Source organism: Sulfurimonas sp. (assembly GCF_016744025.1).
GTDB lineage: Bacteria > Campylobacterota > Campylobacteria > Campylobacterales > Sulfurimonadaceae > Sulfurimonas.
In genome coordinates this window covers 13350-30274 of the sequence record NZ_JADGFC010000016.1, presented here as the reverse complement: position 1 = coordinate 30274, position 16925 = coordinate 13350, and the positions used below count along the sequence as shown (strand labels likewise).

At 32.2% G+C, this 16925-nt stretch carries 27 protein-coding genes; 5 read left to right on the top strand and 22 right to left on the bottom strand.

The window, feature by feature from the left end; genetic code table 11:
• The first annotated feature begins 239 nt into the window (after positions 1 to 239).
• Together QZZ48_RS04255 and QZZ48_RS04250 are read left to right on the top strand one after the other, a co-directional pair.
• Positions 240 to 437, top strand: coding sequence for a hypothetical protein (locus QZZ48_RS04255; RefSeq protein ID WP_294962293.1), 198 nt, complete (start codon positions 240 to 242; stop codon positions 435 to 437).
• Between the two features lie 97 nt (positions 438 to 534).
• A complete protein-coding gene (locus tag QZZ48_RS04250) occupies positions 535 to 1038 on the top strand; it encodes a phage virion morphogenesis protein (protein ID WP_294962291.1) in 504 nt (167 codons plus the stop codon).
• Here QZZ48_RS04250 and QZZ48_RS04245 read toward each other — a convergent pair.
• From QZZ48_RS04245 to QZZ48_RS04155, 19 genes are all read right to left on the bottom strand, one after another.
• Entirely contained in the window at positions 1030 to 1257 is a 228-nt protein-coding gene (locus QZZ48_RS04245; protein WP_294962289.1) for a Mor transcription activator family protein, read from the bottom strand. The two genes, QZZ48_RS04250 and QZZ48_RS04245, sit on opposite strands and share 9 nt — an antisense overlap.
• A gap of 31 nt (positions 1258 to 1288) precedes the next feature.
• Entirely contained in the window at positions 1289 to 1702 is a 414-nt protein-coding gene (locus tag QZZ48_RS04240) for a phage protein GemA/Gp16 family protein (RefSeq protein WP_294962287.1), read from the bottom strand.
• A 153-nt stretch (positions 1703 to 1855) separates the two neighbouring features.
• A complete protein-coding gene (locus tag QZZ48_RS04235; protein ID WP_294962286.1) occupies positions 1856 to 2728 on the bottom strand; it encodes a helicase DnaB in 873 nt (290 codons plus the stop codon).
• Positions 2725 to 3030: a hypothetical protein gene (locus QZZ48_RS04230; protein ID WP_294962285.1), complete on the bottom strand. Its 306-nt coding sequence runs from the start codon at positions 3028 to 3030 to the stop codon at positions 2725 to 2727. The genes QZZ48_RS04235 and QZZ48_RS04230 overlap by 4 nt, the downstream gene beginning before the upstream one ends.
• 45 nt (positions 3031 to 3075) lie before the next feature.
• Entirely contained in the window at positions 3076 to 3198 is a 123-nt protein-coding gene (locus tag QZZ48_RS04225; RefSeq protein WP_294962284.1) for a hypothetical protein, read from the bottom strand.
• Between the two features lie 2 nt (positions 3199 to 3200).
• Positions 3201 to 3701 (bottom strand): glycoside hydrolase family 108 protein, encoded by a 501-nt coding sequence (locus QZZ48_RS04220; RefSeq protein WP_294962283.1) that lies wholly within the window; start codon positions 3699 to 3701, stop codon positions 3201 to 3203.
• A gap of 1 nt (position 3702) precedes the next feature.
• Entirely contained in the window at positions 3703 to 4320 is a 618-nt protein-coding gene (locus QZZ48_RS04215) for a DUF3164 family protein (RefSeq protein ID WP_294962282.1), read from the bottom strand.
• Between the two features lie 69 nt (positions 4321 to 4389).
• Positions 4390 to 4644, bottom strand: coding sequence for a hypothetical protein (locus tag QZZ48_RS04210; RefSeq protein ID WP_294962281.1), 255 nt, complete (start codon positions 4642 to 4644; stop codon positions 4390 to 4392).
• 197 nt (positions 4645 to 4841) lie between these two features.
• A complete protein-coding gene (locus QZZ48_RS04205; RefSeq protein ID WP_294962280.1) occupies positions 4842 to 5270 on the bottom strand; it encodes a helix-turn-helix transcriptional regulator in 429 nt (142 codons plus the stop codon).
• Entirely contained in the window at positions 5267 to 5968 is a 702-nt protein-coding gene (locus QZZ48_RS04200) for an ATP-binding protein (protein WP_294962279.1), read from the bottom strand. Before QZZ48_RS04200 ends, QZZ48_RS04205 begins: the two co-directional genes overlap by 4 nt.
• Positions 5965 to 8091, bottom strand: coding sequence for a transposase family protein (locus QZZ48_RS04195; RefSeq protein ID WP_294962278.1), 2127 nt, complete (start codon positions 8089 to 8091; stop codon positions 5965 to 5967). Before QZZ48_RS04195 ends, QZZ48_RS04200 begins: the two co-directional genes overlap by 4 nt.
• Entirely contained in the window at positions 8091 to 8357 is a 267-nt protein-coding gene (locus tag QZZ48_RS04190) for a hypothetical protein (RefSeq protein ID WP_294962277.1), read from the bottom strand. The genes QZZ48_RS04195 and QZZ48_RS04190 overlap by 1 nt, the downstream gene beginning before the upstream one ends.
• Before the next feature lie 214 nt (positions 8358 to 8571).
• Positions 8572 to 8823, bottom strand: coding sequence for a hypothetical protein (locus tag QZZ48_RS04185; RefSeq protein WP_294962276.1), 252 nt, complete (start codon positions 8821 to 8823; stop codon positions 8572 to 8574).
• 10 nt (positions 8824 to 8833) lie between these two features.
• Positions 8834 to 8974: a hypothetical protein gene (locus QZZ48_RS04180; protein WP_294962275.1), complete on the bottom strand. Its 141-nt coding sequence runs from the start codon at positions 8972 to 8974 to the stop codon at positions 8834 to 8836.
• 1 nt (position 8975) lies between these two features.
• Positions 8976 to 9233 (bottom strand): hypothetical protein, encoded by a 258-nt coding sequence (locus tag QZZ48_RS04175; protein ID WP_294962274.1) that lies wholly within the window; start codon positions 9231 to 9233, stop codon positions 8976 to 8978.
• Positions 9233 to 9421: a hypothetical protein gene (locus tag QZZ48_RS04170; RefSeq protein WP_294962273.1), complete on the bottom strand. Its 189-nt coding sequence runs from the start codon at positions 9419 to 9421 to the stop codon at positions 9233 to 9235. The genes QZZ48_RS04175 and QZZ48_RS04170 overlap by 1 nt, the downstream gene beginning before the upstream one ends.
• Complete coding sequence (locus tag QZZ48_RS04165; RefSeq protein ID WP_294962272.1) at positions 9418 to 9567, bottom strand: hypothetical protein; 150 nt, start codon at positions 9565 to 9567, stop codon at positions 9418 to 9420. Before QZZ48_RS04165 ends, QZZ48_RS04170 begins: the two co-directional genes overlap by 4 nt.
• 232 nt (positions 9568 to 9799) lie before the next feature.
• Positions 9800 to 10060, bottom strand: coding sequence for a hypothetical protein (locus tag QZZ48_RS04160; RefSeq protein ID WP_294962270.1), 261 nt, complete (start codon positions 10058 to 10060; stop codon positions 9800 to 9802).
• Position 10061: 1 nt separating this feature from the next.
• The gene (locus QZZ48_RS04155) at positions 10062 to 10334 is read right to left on the bottom strand and encodes a hypothetical protein (RefSeq protein WP_294962268.1); all 273 of its coding nucleotides are present in this window, start codon (positions 10332 to 10334) and stop codon (positions 10062 to 10064) included.
• A gap of 154 nt (positions 10335 to 10488) precedes the next feature.
• Between QZZ48_RS04155 and QZZ48_RS04150 the strand changes: the two genes are divergently transcribed.
• Genes QZZ48_RS04150 through QZZ48_RS04140 form a run of 3 tightly spaced genes read left to right on the top strand, consistent with a single transcriptional unit; the run spans position 10489 to position 12525 of the window.
• Positions 10489 to 11160, top strand: coding sequence for an XRE family transcriptional regulator (locus QZZ48_RS04150; protein WP_294962265.1), 672 nt, complete (start codon positions 10489 to 10491; stop codon positions 11158 to 11160).
• A gap of 13 nt (positions 11161 to 11173) precedes the next feature.
• Positions 11174 to 11830 carry a DNA/RNA non-specific endonuclease gene (locus tag QZZ48_RS04145; protein WP_294962264.1) on the top strand — a complete coding sequence of 219 codons (657 nt, stop codon included), beginning with the start codon at positions 11174 to 11176 and terminating at the stop codon, positions 11828 to 11830.
• 11 nt (positions 11831 to 11841) lie between these two features.
• The gene (locus QZZ48_RS04140) at positions 11842 to 12525 is read left to right on the top strand and encodes a hypothetical protein (protein WP_294962263.1); all 684 of its coding nucleotides are present in this window, start codon (positions 11842 to 11844) and stop codon (positions 12523 to 12525) included.
• A 444-nt stretch (positions 12526 to 12969) separates the two neighbouring features.
• On the opposite strand, the gene QZZ48_RS04135 is transcribed toward QZZ48_RS04140, so the two are convergent.
• The 3 genes from QZZ48_RS04135 to QZZ48_RS04125 all read right to left on the bottom strand — a co-directional run bounded on the left by QZZ48_RS04135 (position 12970) and on the right by QZZ48_RS04125 (position 16874).
• Positions 12970 to 13335 (bottom strand): diguanylate cyclase, encoded by a 366-nt coding sequence (locus QZZ48_RS04135; RefSeq protein ID WP_294962261.1) that lies wholly within the window; start codon positions 13333 to 13335, stop codon positions 12970 to 12972.
• A 170-nt stretch (positions 13336 to 13505) separates the two neighbouring features.
• The gene (locus tag QZZ48_RS04130; RefSeq protein ID WP_294962259.1) at positions 13506 to 15404 is read right to left on the bottom strand and encodes a methyl-accepting chemotaxis protein; all 1899 of its coding nucleotides are present in this window, start codon (positions 15402 to 15404) and stop codon (positions 13506 to 13508) included.
• 210 nt (positions 15405 to 15614) lie between these two features.
• Positions 15615 to 16874 (bottom strand): dicarboxylate/amino acid:cation symporter, encoded by a 1260-nt coding sequence (locus QZZ48_RS04125; protein ID WP_294962257.1) that lies wholly within the window; start codon positions 16872 to 16874, stop codon positions 15615 to 15617.
• Between the last annotated feature and the right edge of the window lie 51 nt (positions 16875 to 16925).

Below are 16925 nucleotides of genomic sequence, written 5' to 3'. Positions count from 1 at the left end.
CAAATACAAAACTCCGTATGAAGTGTTTTTCAGTGAAATGAGTAAAAGATTAGCTAGCTAATTTAGGTGGAAATTGCACTTGTTGTTGGAATTGGCGTGATAAGAAAAATAAAAAAGTCAATCTGTGTAAAAGTAATATATTTGGAACTAATAAAAATGTTTTTTTAAGCAGTGATACAGTTCAATCACATCTCAAGCATAAAAATATCACAGCCTTTGATTATTCTCTCGTGCCACAGATGTTAAAAGGGATTAAAAATGTTTTCATTCAAGGTGACGATAAATATATTATTATCAAAGAACTAGGAACATATTACCAACTAGTAATAAAAAATATTAAAGATAAAGATGAGATTTTCGTAGTGAGTCTATTTAATTTAGGTTCAAAAATGAATGAGCAAATACAGAGATTACAAAAGAAGTATAAAAAGAAGTAGGTAAACGGAAAGCATTTGACCCGTTAAATGAAAGCTTTACCCGGTTGACCAAGCCATTGCCAATTCGTATGCTACTTACTACCTACTTAGAAGTCTAGTGAAATTATACCATAAAGGCTATAAAATGAAAGTATCCATAGATGTAAAAGGTCTTGATGAGATAGAGAATAAGCTCAAATATATATCAAACAAAGCACATGATACAGCCCCACTCATGGCGGAGCTTGCTCATCATTTATATGATGTTGCATTCAACTCATTAAGAGATGAAACCTCTCCAGATGGTATAAGCTGGAACCCACTTAAGGCATCAACTAAGAAAGCTAAGAAGAAACATAAAGATAGTATTCTTTATGAGAACGGAGATCTAAGAGATACACTAACATTTGAATCTTCAAAAGATAGTGCTCAAATAGGACTAAATGCGACTAAAGGTGGTTATCCATATCCTGTAGTCCATCAGTTTGGGTCATCAGATGGTAAGATTGTAGCACGCCCCTTTATGCCCATCCATAACGATGGCACACTTTATAGCGATACTAAAGATGAATTACAGGAGATCGTTGAGGATTACATGAAGGAAGAAAGCTTACTAAAATAAGCCAGGCGTGCGACACTCTTTAGTAATATCGTAAATTTGTCTCTCAGTAAGATCATACTCACGAGCTAGCCCTTTTACTAAACCAACTTTACCAGCGTCTTGTTTGTATTTTTCTATGATTTCGTTATTTCGGAATGTTGTTTTATGAGAGGGGATGTAGAAAGAAGAACCACCGTATTCTTTTACAGTGGCGTTTATATCGTTGTCTGGGTTACGCACAAAATCAAAAAACTCTTTGAACAGGTCGAAGTTAGTGATGTACAGGTATGATTTTTTGAGCTTCTTGTTTTGAAAGCATATGTAGATGTAAATATGTTTTACCAGCTTGACGATTAGCAAACTTTAGAAGTGCTTCATCAGTTTTATTTGTTGCAAAACCGTTCCATAAGCCTTTCATCATCTCTAGTTGTGGTTTAGTACATGTAGCACCAAACTCATCACTTCGTTTTTCATATGTTGGTAACTTAACATCTTTGAAGTTCATGTAATCAACGAAGAGTATAAGTTGATTGATAGTAAGTTCTTTAGAACTATTAACTCCAAAACTTTCTTGAAGTAACTCTGTATATTCATCTTTGTTGTCTTTAAAATACTCTTTATATCTTCTTGAGATATGCAAAGCTTTTATTAGTGACTTGTGATATATTTGTTGTCTTTGTGTCATTTTGGATTTCCTTATAATGTGGGAGAAGTGGTAGTAGTGTTGATGTTTTACAAAATATGAACTAGTTCTTAGAGTAGTACAACCGTTACAACTCCTACAACCCCTATAATACGACCCCAACAATAGGAGTTGTAGCGGTTGTAATGGTTGTAGCTAAATAGAAGTGTAAGTTATTGGTTTGCCTTTTTTTTCTTGATTTTTATTCCAAAACTTATCGTTAAATTTCTCAAGTAAATCTCTAGCTGTCTTATCAGTTTTTTCATATCCAATATGTTTTAGCAGTTCTGTTTGACCTAATCCATCAGGATTTTTCTTTAAAGCCTCCTTGCCTTTTCTAACAAACTCCTCTTCATATTCACTCATAGTTGAATATACTTCATCAAGTTTTGTAAGCTCAAGAGACTGAGTATTGACTGTTACTCCTATATCTTTTACAAGTGTTCTTGCATGAGTTACATTAAGCATAAAGTGAAGCTTATTTTCTTCTCTAGCTTTTTGTGTCATTTCATAAACATTATCTGGAGAGTTAATAAATACTTGAACTCCAGATATAGTTCTTCCTGCTTTTGTTGCATGATGCATAATGATTATAGTTGCACCAGCTTGAGATTTGCTATCTGTATCCACAAAATCTTTAGTTGTCTCAAGAAAGAAAGTGTAACCTTTATAGTTTCCAATAGTAGCTTCAGTAACTATTTTTCTAAGATACTCAATAGAACTACAATCTATCTTTGCACGACTCACATACTCTATCTTAGGATGATTGATAAATTTTTCATCTATAGCTCTCTCTTTTAAAGAACTAAGTCCATTATCCATATCAACATATATTACACCCTGAACATCATCTCGTTTAATAAGGGTCATAGTGATTCCATAACCTAACCAAGTTTTACCTTGCTTTGGAGGTGAATATATCAAAGTTACACTATTTGAATATAAAAAATCATCTATATATGCTTCTTGTTTATCTAGTATAAAATCTTTTTGATTAAGTGTACTTCCTCTTAAAAAATTAAATTTCATATATTCTCTCCTTGTTTTTTTAAGCTAACTTCTAGCCAGTTTTTCAACTCTTGTTTTTTGACTTCATCAACGCTCTCAAGCAACTTATCAAAGTCGTGTTTGTCTGTGTTATCAAGCTTCATATTCACATACAAAACTTTTAGTAGCCATTTATTTAGCAGCTCTGTATCATCAGTTTTAACAATGTAGTTAAAGTGTTGTATAAACTCATCAAAGGTCTTACACTTGTCTATATGCACTTTAAGATTTAAGTATGCTTCATCCATTTTCTTATCACCTGTATTTGGTGTAAATAAACTCATAATTTTCCTTTTAAATAAGCTCAATAGAACCCACCAATGTGAGTTCTATGAAGTTAGTTTTTTACATTCGTTATTTATGTGCTCTTCTAAGAACTCTATGTTAATAAACCATAGTCCACAGTAAGGACAATTATCAGCTAATGATGCATTACAACAATCACTATTCATCTCTAAGTCCTTTTAATCCATCCAGCAAAGAATCGCTCTTGAGACTGATTATTTTGCACAAAAGTTAAATACTTCACAAACTGTAAGCCATTTAAGACCTTAAGTAATTCACTTTCTTTTGTCTTTTCTATAGCTTTGATAGTTGCATTACCAATCCAACCATCTACTTCTAAATCATCAAAGCGAGATTCATTTCTATTGAGTAGGTTTAAAGCCTCTTGAAGCATTTTTAAGGCTCTTGCTCTACCCATATTTACACCAGTATCAAAAACCTCAATCGCTATAGAATCAGGTAGCCTACTTAGATTCGCTTGTTTAGTGTCCCAATAATCTTTATAGTAGATTGATTTTGCTGTGCTCTGAGAAAGATTTTTTATATCAAGCTCAGGATAAGACCGCTTAGAAATACCAAACTTAGTCTCTCCACCATTGTCTGTTGAATCATCAACATAACCACCTTCGTGACCTATTGTATTTTCGAAAGCTCTATCAAAAAGATCCATCTTAAACTCCTGCTATATCAAGTGGAATAAGTTTGTACTCATCTTCAATGTTTTCTCTAGCATAAAATCTAATATAATTTTTGCTAGACACTATCTCTGTTGCATCATCAATTATTGCCATAGCTTCAAGCCATTTTGGATGAGCGATGTCATATGATTTTAAGGCTAAAATTTTCTTAGCATTTATGTCGCCTTTTTTATCTACATCAAATGCTTTAGTGATAAGAGTTTGAATATCTGGACTTGCATTTTTTGTAGCTTCATGCAAGAACTCATCAATCTTAACCTTTGCGATACTAAGTTTCTCATCAAAGGCAATACGATCACTTACAGTAATCGTTACCTTTGCAGTACCACTATAGTTTTCAATAGCTAAGTTTCCTTTTTTTGACTCACCCTTAGCATCCACTTTATACTCTTGAAGTAGTAGCTGGTAATATTCTTCAATTTGACTAAGTGCTTCAGCCTTAAATGAGAGTATTGTGTCACTGGTATCCTTAGCTATAGTGATTAAGTTTTCAACAAGTTCATCTTTAATTTTCTCAGTAATAGGGATATTACCTTCATGAACTGATTCGCCTTTTTTGTTTAACCAAAAATTATCGTCTTTTTTCGCCATCTTAATACTCTTTTTAGCACCCCGTCGGATGCATTGGAATTTGGAGAACTCCATAGAGTCTATTTACTCTTAAATAGACTCTAGCAACTCTTTTTTCATAATTATTTTCATTGGGTCATGCCCATATCTGTCACAAAACAAAATAATATTTTCATATGGAATCTTATTTCGTCTCTTCCTTGAAGCTAAGTTCATCTGACTCATATTAAGTGCCATTGAAACATCATTATCAAATACTTTTCTATTTCCAACGGGTATAGAGATGATGTCTTTTATACGCTCTATAATCTCCTCTACACTACATAGCTCAGTAGATGTAAACATACCAGTCAACCATCTCAGTAAACAACAATAGATCCTTGTAAGTTCTAATCTTCATATAATAATAAGTACCGTCTCTATAACCTTTAACCATCATTTCCATCTCCTATCTTTACTGTCTCTATAAAAGCTATATGCTTCAGAACCTATCCAACCTAATATAAATGATGGTATTGTTATTGCAAAAATTAATTCAGGAATCATAAACACTCTCTTATTTTCTTATATATGGTCGCTGGATTTGGATAGTTGTTATGTATCACTCTATTTACAGTTGCTTTTGATGTACCAATTTTATCTGCAACACCTTGCTGACTCATGCCTGTCTTTAAAGCTTTTTTTAGCAAACTTCTTGCTCCAATATCACAGCTGGTATCACTTTTGTGAAAATAAACTCGTTGTAAATTTACCGAGGGTGCCTTGTATTCATTTCTATCAGGATTTAAGATATAAATTCGTTTAGAAAATTTACATCTCTTTTGAGCTGATAAAGCACCTGCAATTTCAAGTGGAATTAAAAAATTTCTAACCGTCTGCTGGCTAAAACATTGTATGGCTAGAATCTTCTCAACTTTAAAAACTTTATCTCTTCTCATTAGATCCCACATTCTCTGTCTGCTACTTATCATCTGTCAACCTTTGAGAGCTTATAAGTCTTCATATCAACAACATCTAGCCTCTCTTCATCACAAAACTTCTCAAGTCCTTCTACAACTCTTTTAGTAAGTCTAAAATTGTTGTATTTTTTATAAATGCTTAAAATTACATCAGGCTCTATCTCAACATCACTCATTTCACAAAAAGCTTTTATATCTTCAAATGTATTTTCACTTAGTTTTGTGATTTGAAGTCTTGAGTGATAATGATCCCATTTTTTCCATTTTAGACCAACACCTCTCATCCCTATAAACACAACCACGCAAGATGTTGCATCACTTAATTCTCTAAAAAGTTCAGCTATCTTATGTTTATCTCCAAGTAAGATTCTTTCTACTTCATCTATTATGATTACTCTCTGTTCGACTCTCTGCTTGTCGCAAATATCTTCAAAAAGTTCAGCCGTATTAGCTCCACTTGCACCAAGCTCTTCAGCTAGTTTTTTAATAACACTTGATTTTGTCCAGGTATCAGAAGCTACCCAGTAAACTATAGAATTTTCTTGTTCCATCGCAACTCTCTCTATAGCCCATGTTTTACCAGTACCAAATGTTCCCTCAAAGAGTGCCATGTTCGCAGCACTCATTAACTCTTTTTCTTTTGCTTTTAACTCATTAATCGCTTCTTTGAGCAGTATGTAATTACTTGATTCTATAAAACTTATATTCATGCTATTTTCCTATTGTTAAATTCAACCAGTGCATCTTCATATGTATCTGGTCTCTTCTTTCGTGAGCGAAGATCTCTCTCACTCCAAGTGTTATTTTTCAAACACCAAAGAAAGTCATCTTTAAAACTTGTAAACGCAGGTCGTCCACCCTCTAAAATCTTAGTAGGCTTACCCTCTCCATCTTTGTTTTTAAAATCGTAATGATTTGATTCTTCTAGTTTCTCTTTGTCATTTGCTTCTAAAATGTGACTTTCATTTAGTAGCATCTCTGTTACGGCTGTCTTTTTCGTAGTAGCCACTGTTGTGGCAATTATCTGCTCTTTTTTAGCTTCAAGAACACTCATAAGAGTTGGATCATCCATCTCTACAGCTTTTTTAACTGTCCTAGCCATCTGCGAAACAAGTTTTCTCTGCTCTGCCTTTGCTCGACTTGCCATCTCTCTACTTTGACCACTATGAACCGTGTCTATCGCTTTACATATAAGCTTCATACTTTCTATGTCATAAACAATAACTTCGCCCATGTCTTCACGAAGCATGATTTTTACATCTTTACCCATCCAAACATTAAGCTCATTATCCCAATATTCGCACCCCTCAAAGTTTATGCCTTTTTTACCTACTTTTCTTTTCATAGACTTTCCAAGAAGTAGATCCAACATACTTTCATCACTTATGCTCTCTACAGGTGTAGAATAAGAGTTCCAAGCGTTGATAGGTTTTTCTTTGAGTCCACCGTGATATGTTTGCTCATACTTTTTAGTGTTCCAAGTCTCTATGGAATTTTGAAGTTGTTCTTTTGTAATGGCAAACTCTAATTCTATGCCGATGTTGTCTTTAGAAAGCTTACAAAGATTTGCATAGGCATTTTCTTCTTCTTTAGTTCTCAAATCAGCGTTATGTTTCATCTTCGCCATAATCTTATGACCAAAAGACTTACGAGCTTGTATCTCTTCTCTCATCCCTACATTGTGACCAATAAATCCATGCAGTTCTCTAAAAAGTCCTCTCGCTAAAGTTCCAAAAACTCTCTCAACGAATGGCTTTTTATCTCCACTAAATGGAGGTGTTACATGAACTTGTATGTCAAGGTTTAGGCACATACTCTCAAAGTGATTGCTCACAAACTCTTTACCATTATCTACCACTATATTTTCAGGTATACCAAACTTTAGTATGCCTGCTCGAAGTAGCCGACTAACCGCAAAAGAACTGTTAGAGTCTTCAACTATAAAGATGCTTCGCCTTGTAGCGATGTCTATGAGTCCTAAGATTGTGTAGCGTTTGCCATCACTACAAATGACATCAGCAGGTGTTGCGTCAAACTCCCAATAATGATTACGGTACTTGGCTTTTTCACTCTCATCTCCAATGGCTACTAAAAAGCTATTTTTCCATTTATCAGGAGACTTACTAAAGAGATATGTTTGTGGGTTCTCTTTTTTCCATCGCTTATAAAAGTTGTTGAGAGCATCATAAGACGGCATGTCATCACCAAAGTGTTCACTCATTATAAAGTGAATGTTTGTCATAAGTGGGTGTGACTTTTTAAGAAAAAATCGTACAGCCATCTCTTGTTGTTCTATACTTAATGCAGTAGTGTGTTTCTTAGCACCTCTTATATCTATGAAACACTCAACAACATTTAAACCTTTTGCTTTAGCTTCAAGATACTTACTTTTCCAATCACTCACTTGTTTATAAGTAACATTACCAAGTAAATCAAAGTCCATGTTGTCATGAAGAGTCTTTTCAACCCACTCGTTAGCATTTAAACTAGCATCTCGTGCAAGATAAAACTCAACAAAGCGACACTTTAAAACTGCTTTTCTTTGGTTGATAGGTTTTGCTAAAAGGTAAACACTTGTAAAATTTGCATTTGCTTTTGAAATGTTAATTTTATTGTCAGATTGAGATTCAATCTCTATACCGCTTTCTTTCAATTTGTTTTGATAGTCAGCAGGTAGATCATTTGCTTTATAAGCTTTGACTGGCTTTGTTGAGCCTATGACTTTTATAAAAGAGCATTCAATTTTTTTTAGTCTTTTTACTAAAGCCACATGTGAAATGTTTAATATTCTTCCTAACCTCTTTTGTGTAAAAAGTTTTTCTTCTGCATTCATTATGCACTCTTCTTGGACTCTTCTCTATCCTTGAATTCTTTCTCCCATGGGAAAAACTCATCCTCATAAATACCATCAGTTTTAAGCTGTTTATATACTTCCATAGTCTCATAAGTAAAGGCTTTTACCTTATTCCCGAGTGCTCTAGCAAGTCTAGATTCTGTAATATTATTTCGTCTAGCATATTCCTTAAATCCGTAATATGTCACTTCATCAAACTTCTTACGAAGTTCCGTTCTATTCTCTTCATTTATTTTCTTCGCCATTTCAATTCCTTCATTTTAATTTGGATAACAAATACCCATGTCAAAGCCCTCTACTGAGAGCTTCAAGATGTTTATTCTTCACAAAAATGTTTTTCGAGTTGTTCAACTATTTCAGAACAACATTCAACATCAAAATCAATTCCAGCCGTAAGTAGCTGAAAAATAGTTATTTGACTATTGTAATCGCTGATGCATTCCAGTATTAGTTCAAAATCTAACATCTGCCTTCTCTTTTTTTTCTAAAGTCATCTTTGGTTTTAGTCCATTTCAAAGCTTTTTTAACTAATTTTTTACTATTTTTGCACCAATCATCTTCATATAGATTTGAAATTTCATTGCCATTAGTGCTATTGTATTTAGTGTATATCTTTATACGTAAACCTCTGTTTTGACAATATGTTATTATGCATTGATATGCTTTGGATTCACACTCAGCAAAGAGTTCATCTACTTTTTTAATTTTCATTTTCAAACCTTTATTTTAAATTTTCAAATATCTTTTTAAACTCATTCTTCGCAAGAGCAAGACTCTTTTTATTTTCAATGTTCCTAAGTGCATGACCATTCTGTATATTTGATGGTTTTACATGCTGAAATATTCTTTCATATGTGTTCATCTCAAACCTTTATCTTAAAATTCAACCAAGTACCAAGTACTCCAGCTGCTAAATAAAAAATAACTACAATGTAATTACCTCCTATAAACGCATTGATTCCAATTGCACTACTAATAAGCCATGAAGCCTGTATGAGAAATGTATAAAACATAGCTTTCTCTACTTGCTTGGCTACGATTACTCGTATATTTATATGTTTGAAAAATACAAGTGCCATTTGCGAACTGAATACTGCTATGATTTGGGGAATTTGTTCCACTAGTCTCCACCCCAAGGGTCTTCAACCAATACATATAAAGCTTTCTTCCATGCTCTCAGCCATCCATAATAAAAAAAGAAATTACTAGATGTCGGATTCTCTATAACCTTCATTTTTGCACGAAGTACTTTATTCTCAGTTTTTTTTATTCTAGAATTTATATAAGCAGTTTCTTCAAAACTCCTCATCCTCTCACCTCAAATCTTCGCTTAGTCTGCAATAGATTTGATAAACATTTATTATCTCTCTCAAGCTGCTTGACTTTTTTCTTCTCATCTGCAAGCTCTAAAGCTAGATTAACAATCATCATGACTGTACCATTTGGCTTAAACATAGATACTCCTTTATATTTACTAAAAGCTCTACAGGTAAAGCTTTAAAATAAATATTTTGATAGATAAAGAACTTCTACTATCAGGGAAGTATGTGAATCCGACTTTAAGTAAAACGAGGTCATTGCGGGTTGGCTTTCTCGTTTACTTGTGAGCAACTCGCTCAATAAAACTCTACGAATAGAGTTCTATGAAAAGTTGATGACACTATAAAAAAATAGTTGTGTTATTTTGTCAACTTTTTTCAGTGACAACAAACTCCTTTTTTTTAGAGACTATAAACGCAGCCATAGTCTCAGACATCACACGAGACTTTAAGCCGCCTTTTTGAAGTGCTAAAAAAAATACTTCTACTTCATCCTTACTCTCAAACAAAGATGAAACAGCTATGACTAAGTTTTCAGTCTTAATGCCGTCAACCATCTTGTTAACCACTAGGTCTGCAACTGCATCTTTATGCTCTGCACCTATCTTTTTTCTTACATCTGCATTCATACTATTTACCTTCTACTTTAGTTGGAGTGATAAAGTTCGCACCTTGCTTATTAAACAATTTGTTAGCGATAGCTCCTGCCATAACAGGTGAAGTAAGTCCAGCCTTTTGAATAGCTAAAGATAAAACATCTGCTTCATTTTTATGCTCAAACAGAGATGAGATAGAGCTAATCATGATGTCAATGTTTCTACCGTCAACCATCTTGTTAACAATCAAGTCTGCAACGGCTTCTTTATGGGCTTTTGTTATCTCTTTTTGAAACTCTAAACTCATAGTTACCTCCTATTTGTATTAATCACTTAATAACTCAATTAAACAAAACATTAGTTACTTTCGTGTATAGTTTTGTTAATTAATAAATGTATTATAGTAAATATTTACCACATAAGTTAAGCAAAGTAGCAATATATTTCCACAAAGGTAGCAAATGATAGGTAAAAGAATTAGAGAATCCCGTGAGTATGGTGGTTTTAGCTTAGATGTATTCTGTGAAAAAATCGGTGTTTCTAAGAGAACATTACAAAATTATGAGAAAAATTCGAATGAACCGATAGCATCTTCAATTATTAATATAGCAAATTATTGCCATGTTGATAAATCTTGGCTATTAACAGGTAATGGAGATATGATTACTGGAACTAGTCAAATTGCTACTGTTAGTGATGACAATAAAATAAACATTCCTTATTTCGAAGATACATATGGAGCGATGGGTGCAGGTGGGTTAAGTTATGATAATAGACCTACTGTAATGTCTTTTGATACAGAGTTTTTAAAAGGGATACTTGGTATAAATGAGTTTAAAAACTTGCATATTATAAATGCAGTTGGAGACTCTATGACTCCTACAATCATATCAGGTGAACTACTTTTCATCAATCCATTTGAGAATGAAGACCACACTATTAAAGACAAAGGTGTATATGTCATAGTAAGCACTAATGGAATACTTGTTAAACGCATAAAAATACATCCAACTAAGCAAGAGTGGATACTCGTGAGTGATAATCCTCACGATGATGATATTCCACTCGCAGGTGATGAGATAGAAGCCTGTAAAGTAATAGGTCGTGTCGTCGGACACTTTGATAGAATCTAAAATAAGGGGATTTATGATTAAAATATTATTGATAGCTATACTTTTAAATATTCAACTACAAGCTACAAGTATCTCAGACTTTATAAATAAGAATAACTGTGATCAGGTGATAGATAAACAAGTTCTTCAAATATGTTATTCATATAAAAATAAAGGTGCTCTCTTTGTAGGATATAGATTAGATGGTACTTTAGTAAATAAAAAGAATATCAAAAAAAGAGCAAGTTTTTATAATGAAAAAACTATATCTATGCAGTATAGAAGTAAATCAAGTGACTATAAAAAGTCTGGTTATAACAGAGGTCACCTAGCTCCTGATGCAGCATTTGATTATGATAAAAAAGTTTTGAGAAAAACATATACTATGGCAAATGTAATACCCCAAGTTCCTAGAGTAAATCGCTATACATGGATAAAAGCTGAACGATATGCAAGGTCAATTGCTTATAAGCTTGGAACGGCTACTGTTATTAATGGAGTTATTTACTCTGATAATCCACAGACAATAGGTAAAAATAAAGTAGCTATTCCAGATGCATACTGGAAGATGATAGTTAATAATGAGCATAACTTTAAAAAGTGTTTTTATTATGAAAACAATAATAACATCATTACTAAAAAAGATAAGTTGAAACAACATCAAGTTGAGTGTTCAACTTTATTAAAATAACAGGATAAAAAATGAGTTCAAAATTAGTAGCATGCAAGACATGTAAAAAAGAAGTTGCTAAAGGGGCTAAAGTATGCCCACATTGTGGAGAAAAAAATCCGACCGTATCTACAAAAGATATTATTGGTGGAGTTTTAATTGTGCTTGTATTTATTTGGATTGTTTCGGCAATAATAAGTGAAGAAGCAACTTATGAAAATAGTAAAAATAAAACACTAAAAGAAGCTACACAATTATCTCTTGGTTCTTTAAAAAAGATAACTTCCTCATATGTTAAAGAAAAACAAATCCCTAGTTCATACAATGATATGTTTTACAATTGTTTAGGACAATTAATATATGATAAAGATAAAACTTTTACTATTGAAAAAATGATGGACTGGTGTCATCAAGACTATACTTCATCTAATGGAAAATTAAAAGACTATTATAATACAGCTGAACTATTTAAAGATTTTAGTGCCTATGATGGAACATATAGACCTCTTGAATTGTTAATTAAAAATAGTATGCAAGATTCTTCTAGCTATGAACATATAGATACATCTTATAGACTTGTTTACTACGGTACGGAGAGACCTTATATGTTTGTTGAAACTAAATATAAAGGTAAAAATAGTTTTGGTGCAATTGTAAAAGCTGTTGTAACAGCTAAAGTTGATGCAAAAACAAAAGATATTTTTGAAGTAAAATAAAATTATTTGCTCTTAAAAAGTAAGTAACTTAGTTATTTCTAGGTTACATTACTAAAGGTTACATTGGTTACATTACTCGGTTACATTGCACAACTTTACAACAACTCCACACTTTAAATATTGATGTTTAGTAGGTTGTATTGCAAAAGTTGTATTGGTTGTATAAGTAAGGTTGTATTGTACAACTTTACAACAACTCTAAACTCTTCATAAATGCCTATTAGGGCATACTTTTTTCCATATTCCTTACTTAGGTCAAATAACGCTTACATGGCTATTATAAGCCTGATATAAACAATGAAATTTCTATAGTTTGGGGAAGAAATAGACATAAACTAATCAATGGGGAAAATAATTGAACACTAACCTTTTAACAACACCCTAGAAAAAACCGCCACAAAGCCCTAAATAACGAACTAAATCAAAATAAATCGCTAAAATTTATCACTCACTTTTTAAACACACCCCTACAATATCATAAAAGAACATTTTTTTCTTTATTACAAATGCAAACTCATCACCTGCAAGCCTATATATTTTTTGATTTTTAAGATTGTTTTTAAAGTAAGATCCAAGCTCTTCAATTACATAATCACCAACCATACAACCGTAAAAATTATTGATTATTCTAAAATTATCTACATTGAAGATTATTAGTGTAAATTCTTCTTGATTTTCTAAGTCTCTTCGGAGTTGATATATATTGGGAAGATTAGTCATATGATCGATAAAGTATCTACTAAAGATCATATTTTTATTCTTTAATTGACTTATAGATATAGCTTCTAAAGAATTTTGTTCTGAGTTCAAGCTTTATCCAGTAAGTTAATTTTAAATAAGCAAAGATAGTACCAACACAAGAGCTTAAACACCCTAATTAACGGCATTAAACAGTATTGTTATTTTTAAGACTTTAATCAGAGAGATGCAAATATAAAATATAATTTTTTATATTTTATATTTGCTTTATGTAAGTTCTCTTAATCAGTTTTAAACTGATTAAGAGTTGAGTTTAGATTCTCAGTCATATTATTTAAATGTTCACTTGCAGATGCTATCTCTTCTACACTTCTAGCATTTTCACTAGAGTATTCATTTATATCAATGATTTTGTTTACTATATTATCAACATTTTTTCCAGTAGATATATAGTTATTAATCATAATTTCATTGATGTCCATTGCATGATTCATAACAGTGGTAGTAGTAGTAATTTCAGTTTCAACACTTTTAGCTACTTCTGATAACTGCTGTATATCTTCAGAGTTTTTACCCATTTGCTCACTCGCATCAGAAATAGCTTGAACTATAACATTGATAGTTGCATTGATTTCTAAAAGAGACTTTTGAGTACGTTCTGCAAGTTTTCTAACTTCATCAGCAACTACAGCGAAACCTCGACCATGTTCTCCAGCTCTTGCTGCTTCAATAGCTGCGTTTAGAGCTAGTAAGTTTGTTTGGTCAGCTATGTCATTAATTACAGTTAAAACATCTTTTACTTGTTCTGCATCTTGACTTAATTGTTCTATCTTACCTGCAAGTTCTATCTCTGTTTGAGAAGAGTTCTCTACACGACTAGATAAGTCCAAGATTTGAGTTTGAGCTTTTTGCAGTGACTCATTTGCTTTTTGCATCTCTTTTTTTGTAATATCTGCTTCTTGTAATGAAGCTTCCAATTCAATTTTTATATTCTCTGAAATATCAGTAGTCTCAGATATAAGTTTTGTAGACTCTTCTACTCTTTTACCAACTTTATTTGCAGTAGTAGAAAGTTCATGAGAAACAGATGAATTCTCATCGGCTGATTTTTTTGCATCTTTAATAATAGTTCTTACTTTTTGAATAAAAGTATTTATCTCTTTAGAAACATTTGAGATTTCATCACCTTTATTATCTTCAAGACTCTTAGTTAAATCACCCTCTCCACTTGCTAAGTTTATAGCATGAGCTTTCATTTCAATAAGAGGAACTAAAGATATTTTTATAATAAAAAAAACTATTAAAAGTGTTAAAATCAAGCCAATAACACCAACAATGCTAAACTTCATTAAAACAGCTTGTAATGGTTCAGTAACTTCACTCTCATCGAGTGTTGCTAACATTACCCAATCAACATTAGCTAAAGGTTTAAAATAAGCTATTTTTTCTTCACCCTTGTATGTGTAAGACATTGAACCTGATTTATTCGAAGTTACCACACGATGAAGATCAGAAAGCCCAATTTCATTTAGAGTTTTACCTTGTAATTTTTCATTTGGATGGACAAGAATTTTACCTTCTTTGTTTACAATAGAAAAGGAACCTGTCTTTAAAATTTTTTCTTTTTTGATATCTTCATTTAATCTTGTAATATGTATCTCAGAACCAATAACACCAAATGGTTTATTATCTTTCATCATTGTTTTACCAACAAATATATAGATAATTTCATTGCCATCGGAACCGATATAGTCAATAGGACCTTGAACCTGAACATCTGTTGTATTTATAGTATCTACATACCAAGGTCTTTTACGAGTATCCCATTCATCATTAGGAGGCAGCCAGCCAGAAGTATCAAAATATGATCCATCAGAAAAACCACTCAAAAGACCATATATATTCATAACTTTTCTGGTTTTTTCCATGTACTTTAAGTGAGTAGCTTCGTTATAATCAACTTCGTCTAAGACACTCACTAAATTATCTATTAGGTGCTTTTTATCATTTATGAAGTTTTCAATCTTTGCAACTTCTTTATCAAGCTCATAAGTAAGCTTTTCATCTATAGCTTGGTTTATGTCTTTATTTGCTTCGTTGTAACCTATACTAGAAAAAACTACTAAAATCACTGTAACTATCAAGGATACGGATAAAAGAACTTTATTTCTGATTGTCATGGTAAGTCTCCTATTTGGTTTATAACTAATTATATCTAAGAATAAGACTATAATTACAATATATATTTGATTTTAATATAAGTAAACTTGATATAGTCTTTATAAAGTCGTAATAAGAAAATTAGTTTTGAAATTTTATGATTTCTTGTGAAAAACTGGCACAAGACGACAAAGTTCGTCATCTTGTTTAGTATTAGTATTTTTTATAATTTATGATTTAATAAACTCTGGACTTGCTTGTAAATCAGCAGTTCCATTATATATATCTTCATTTAGTTCGCCTTCACTTTTTGCTACTAGTAAAGAAACCATAGCGTCACCTGTAACATTTACAGTAGTTCTAGCCATATCTAAGATACGGTCAATACCAGCGATAATAGCAATACCTTCGATAGGTAAACCAACAGATGCCAACACTAATGAAAGCATAATAAGACCAGCACCTGGAACACCAGCAGTACCAATTGATGCTAATGTAGCAGTTAAGATAATAGTGATGTAATTACCAAAAGTCAAATCAATACCAAAAGCTTGAGCAACAAATAAAACACAAACACCTTGATAAAGTGCTGTTCCATCCATATTTATAGTAGCTCCAAGAGGAAGTACAAAACTTGTAATTGGTTTAGATACACCAAGATTATTTACAACATTATCAGTAGTTACTGGAAGCGTTCCTGATGAACTTGTTGTTGTAAAAGCAACTGATTGCGCAGATAAAATTCCTTTGAAGAATTTAAAAGGAGAAAGTTTTGCAAACAGAGAAATACTTAATCCCATAGTTAGTAATACATGAACTATAGATGCTAAGTAAACAACTAAAATAACCTTACCAAGTCCAACTAGAACATCAAGTCCGTAAGAAGCACTTACCCAAGCCATTAAACCAAATACACCAATTGGAGCAAATTTAATAACAAGCTCTGTCATTTTATACATTACTTCAGAAAATGAAGTGAAAAATTTTGCTACTGGCTCGCCTTTTTCTCCCGCTAGATTAATAGAAATACCTAGAATAATTGCAAAGAAAATAATTTGTAAAATATTTCCGTTTGTTAAAGAAGCAACTGGGTTCTTCGTAATCATATTTAAAATTGTATCAATTAATGCCGGTGCTGTTTTTGCAGTTACCGTTGCTGTTGTAGTTAAAGACACACCAACACCTGGCTCCATTATAGTACCAAATCCAAGACCTATTGTAATAGCTACTGCTGTTGTAAGTAAGTAGATAACAAATGTTTTTAACCCTACTCTTTTCATTTTTGTCAGGTCTTCCATAGAAATAATACCTGTAATCAATGAAGTAAAGATTAGTGGAACTATAAGCATCTTAATAAGATTAATAAAAAGTGTACCAAGTGGTTTTAAAACCAATGCTTGTTCACCAAATATTAAACCTGTAGCTAGACCTAAGATTAGACCGATAAAGATTTTTTGCCATAATGACATTTTCGCAAGTACTGAACTCATGTTGTCTCCTTTAAATTTAATCAATTCTAAACAAGCAATCTGCACTAAATT

Coding starts and splice junctions, on each gene's coding strand:
- QZZ48_RS04255 (WP_294962293.1), top strand. CDS start 240: ATGTTAAAAGGGATTAAAAATGTTTTCATTCAAGGTGACGATAAATAT.
- QZZ48_RS04240 (WP_294962287.1), bottom strand. CDS start 1,702: ATGACACAAAGACAACAAATATATCACAAGTCACTAATAAAAGCTTTG.
- QZZ48_RS04235 (WP_294962286.1), bottom strand. CDS start 2,728: ATGAAATTTAATTTTTTAAGAGGAAGTACACTTAATCAAAAAGATTTT.
- QZZ48_RS04230 (WP_294962285.1), bottom strand. CDS start 3,030: ATGAGTTTATTTACACCAAATACAGGTGATAAGAAAATGGATGAAGCA.
- QZZ48_RS04225 (WP_294962284.1), bottom strand. CDS start 3,198: ATGAATAGTGATTGTTGTAATGCATCATTAGCTGATAATTGTCCTTAC.
- QZZ48_RS04220 (WP_294962283.1), bottom strand. CDS start 3,701: ATGGATCTTTTTGATAGAGCTTTCGAAAATACAATAGGTCACGAAGGT.
- QZZ48_RS04215 (WP_294962282.1), bottom strand. CDS start 4,320: ATGGCGAAAAAAGACGATAATTTTTGGTTAAACAAAAAAGGCGAATCA.
- QZZ48_RS04210 (WP_294962281.1), bottom strand. CDS start 4,644: ATGTTTACATCTACTGAGCTATGTAGTGTAGAGGAGATTATAGAGCGT.
- QZZ48_RS04205 (WP_294962280.1), bottom strand. CDS start 5,270: ATGATAAGTAGCAGACAGAGAATGTGGGATCTAATGAGAAGAGATAAA.
- QZZ48_RS04200 (WP_294962279.1), bottom strand. CDS start 5,968: ATGAATATAAGTTTTATAGAATCAAGTAATTACATACTGCTCAAAGAA.
- QZZ48_RS04195 (WP_294962278.1), bottom strand. CDS start 8,091: ATGAATGCAGAAGAAAAACTTTTTACACAAAAGAGGTTAGGAAGAATA.
- QZZ48_RS04190 (WP_294962277.1), bottom strand. CDS start 8,357: ATGGCGAAGAAAATAAATGAAGAGAATAGAACGGAACTTCGTAAGAAG.
- QZZ48_RS04185 (WP_294962276.1), bottom strand. CDS start 8,823: ATGAAAATTAAAAAAGTAGATGAACTCTTTGCTGAGTGTGAATCCAAA.
- QZZ48_RS04180 (WP_294962275.1), bottom strand. CDS start 8,974: ATGAACACATATGAAAGAATATTTCAGCATGTAAAACCATCAAATATA.
- QZZ48_RS04170 (WP_294962273.1), bottom strand. CDS start 9,421: ATGAGGAGTTTTGAAGAAACTGCTTATATAAATTCTAGAATAAAAAAA.
- QZZ48_RS04165 (WP_294962272.1), bottom strand. CDS start 9,567: ATGTTTAAGCCAAATGGTACAGTCATGATGATTGTTAATCTAGCTTTA.
- QZZ48_RS04160 (WP_294962270.1), bottom strand. CDS start 10,060: ATGAATGCAGATGTAAGAAAAAAGATAGGTGCAGAGCATAAAGATGCA.
- QZZ48_RS04155 (WP_294962268.1), bottom strand. CDS start 10,334: ATGAGTTTAGAGTTTCAAAAAGAGATAACAAAAGCCCATAAAGAAGCC.
- QZZ48_RS04150 (WP_294962265.1), top strand. CDS start 10,489: ATGATAGGTAAAAGAATTAGAGAATCCCGTGAGTATGGTGGTTTTAGC.
- QZZ48_RS04145 (WP_294962264.1), top strand. CDS start 11,174: ATGATTAAAATATTATTGATAGCTATACTTTTAAATATTCAACTACAA.
- QZZ48_RS04140 (WP_294962263.1), top strand. CDS start 11,842: ATGAGTTCAAAATTAGTAGCATGCAAGACATGTAAAAAAGAAGTTGCT.
- QZZ48_RS04130 (WP_294962259.1), bottom strand. CDS start 15,404: ATGACAATCAGAAATAAAGTTCTTTTATCCGTATCCTTGATAGTTACA.
- QZZ48_RS04125 (WP_294962257.1), bottom strand. CDS start 16,874: ATGAGTTCAGTACTTGCGAAAATGTCATTATGGCAAAAAATCTTTATC.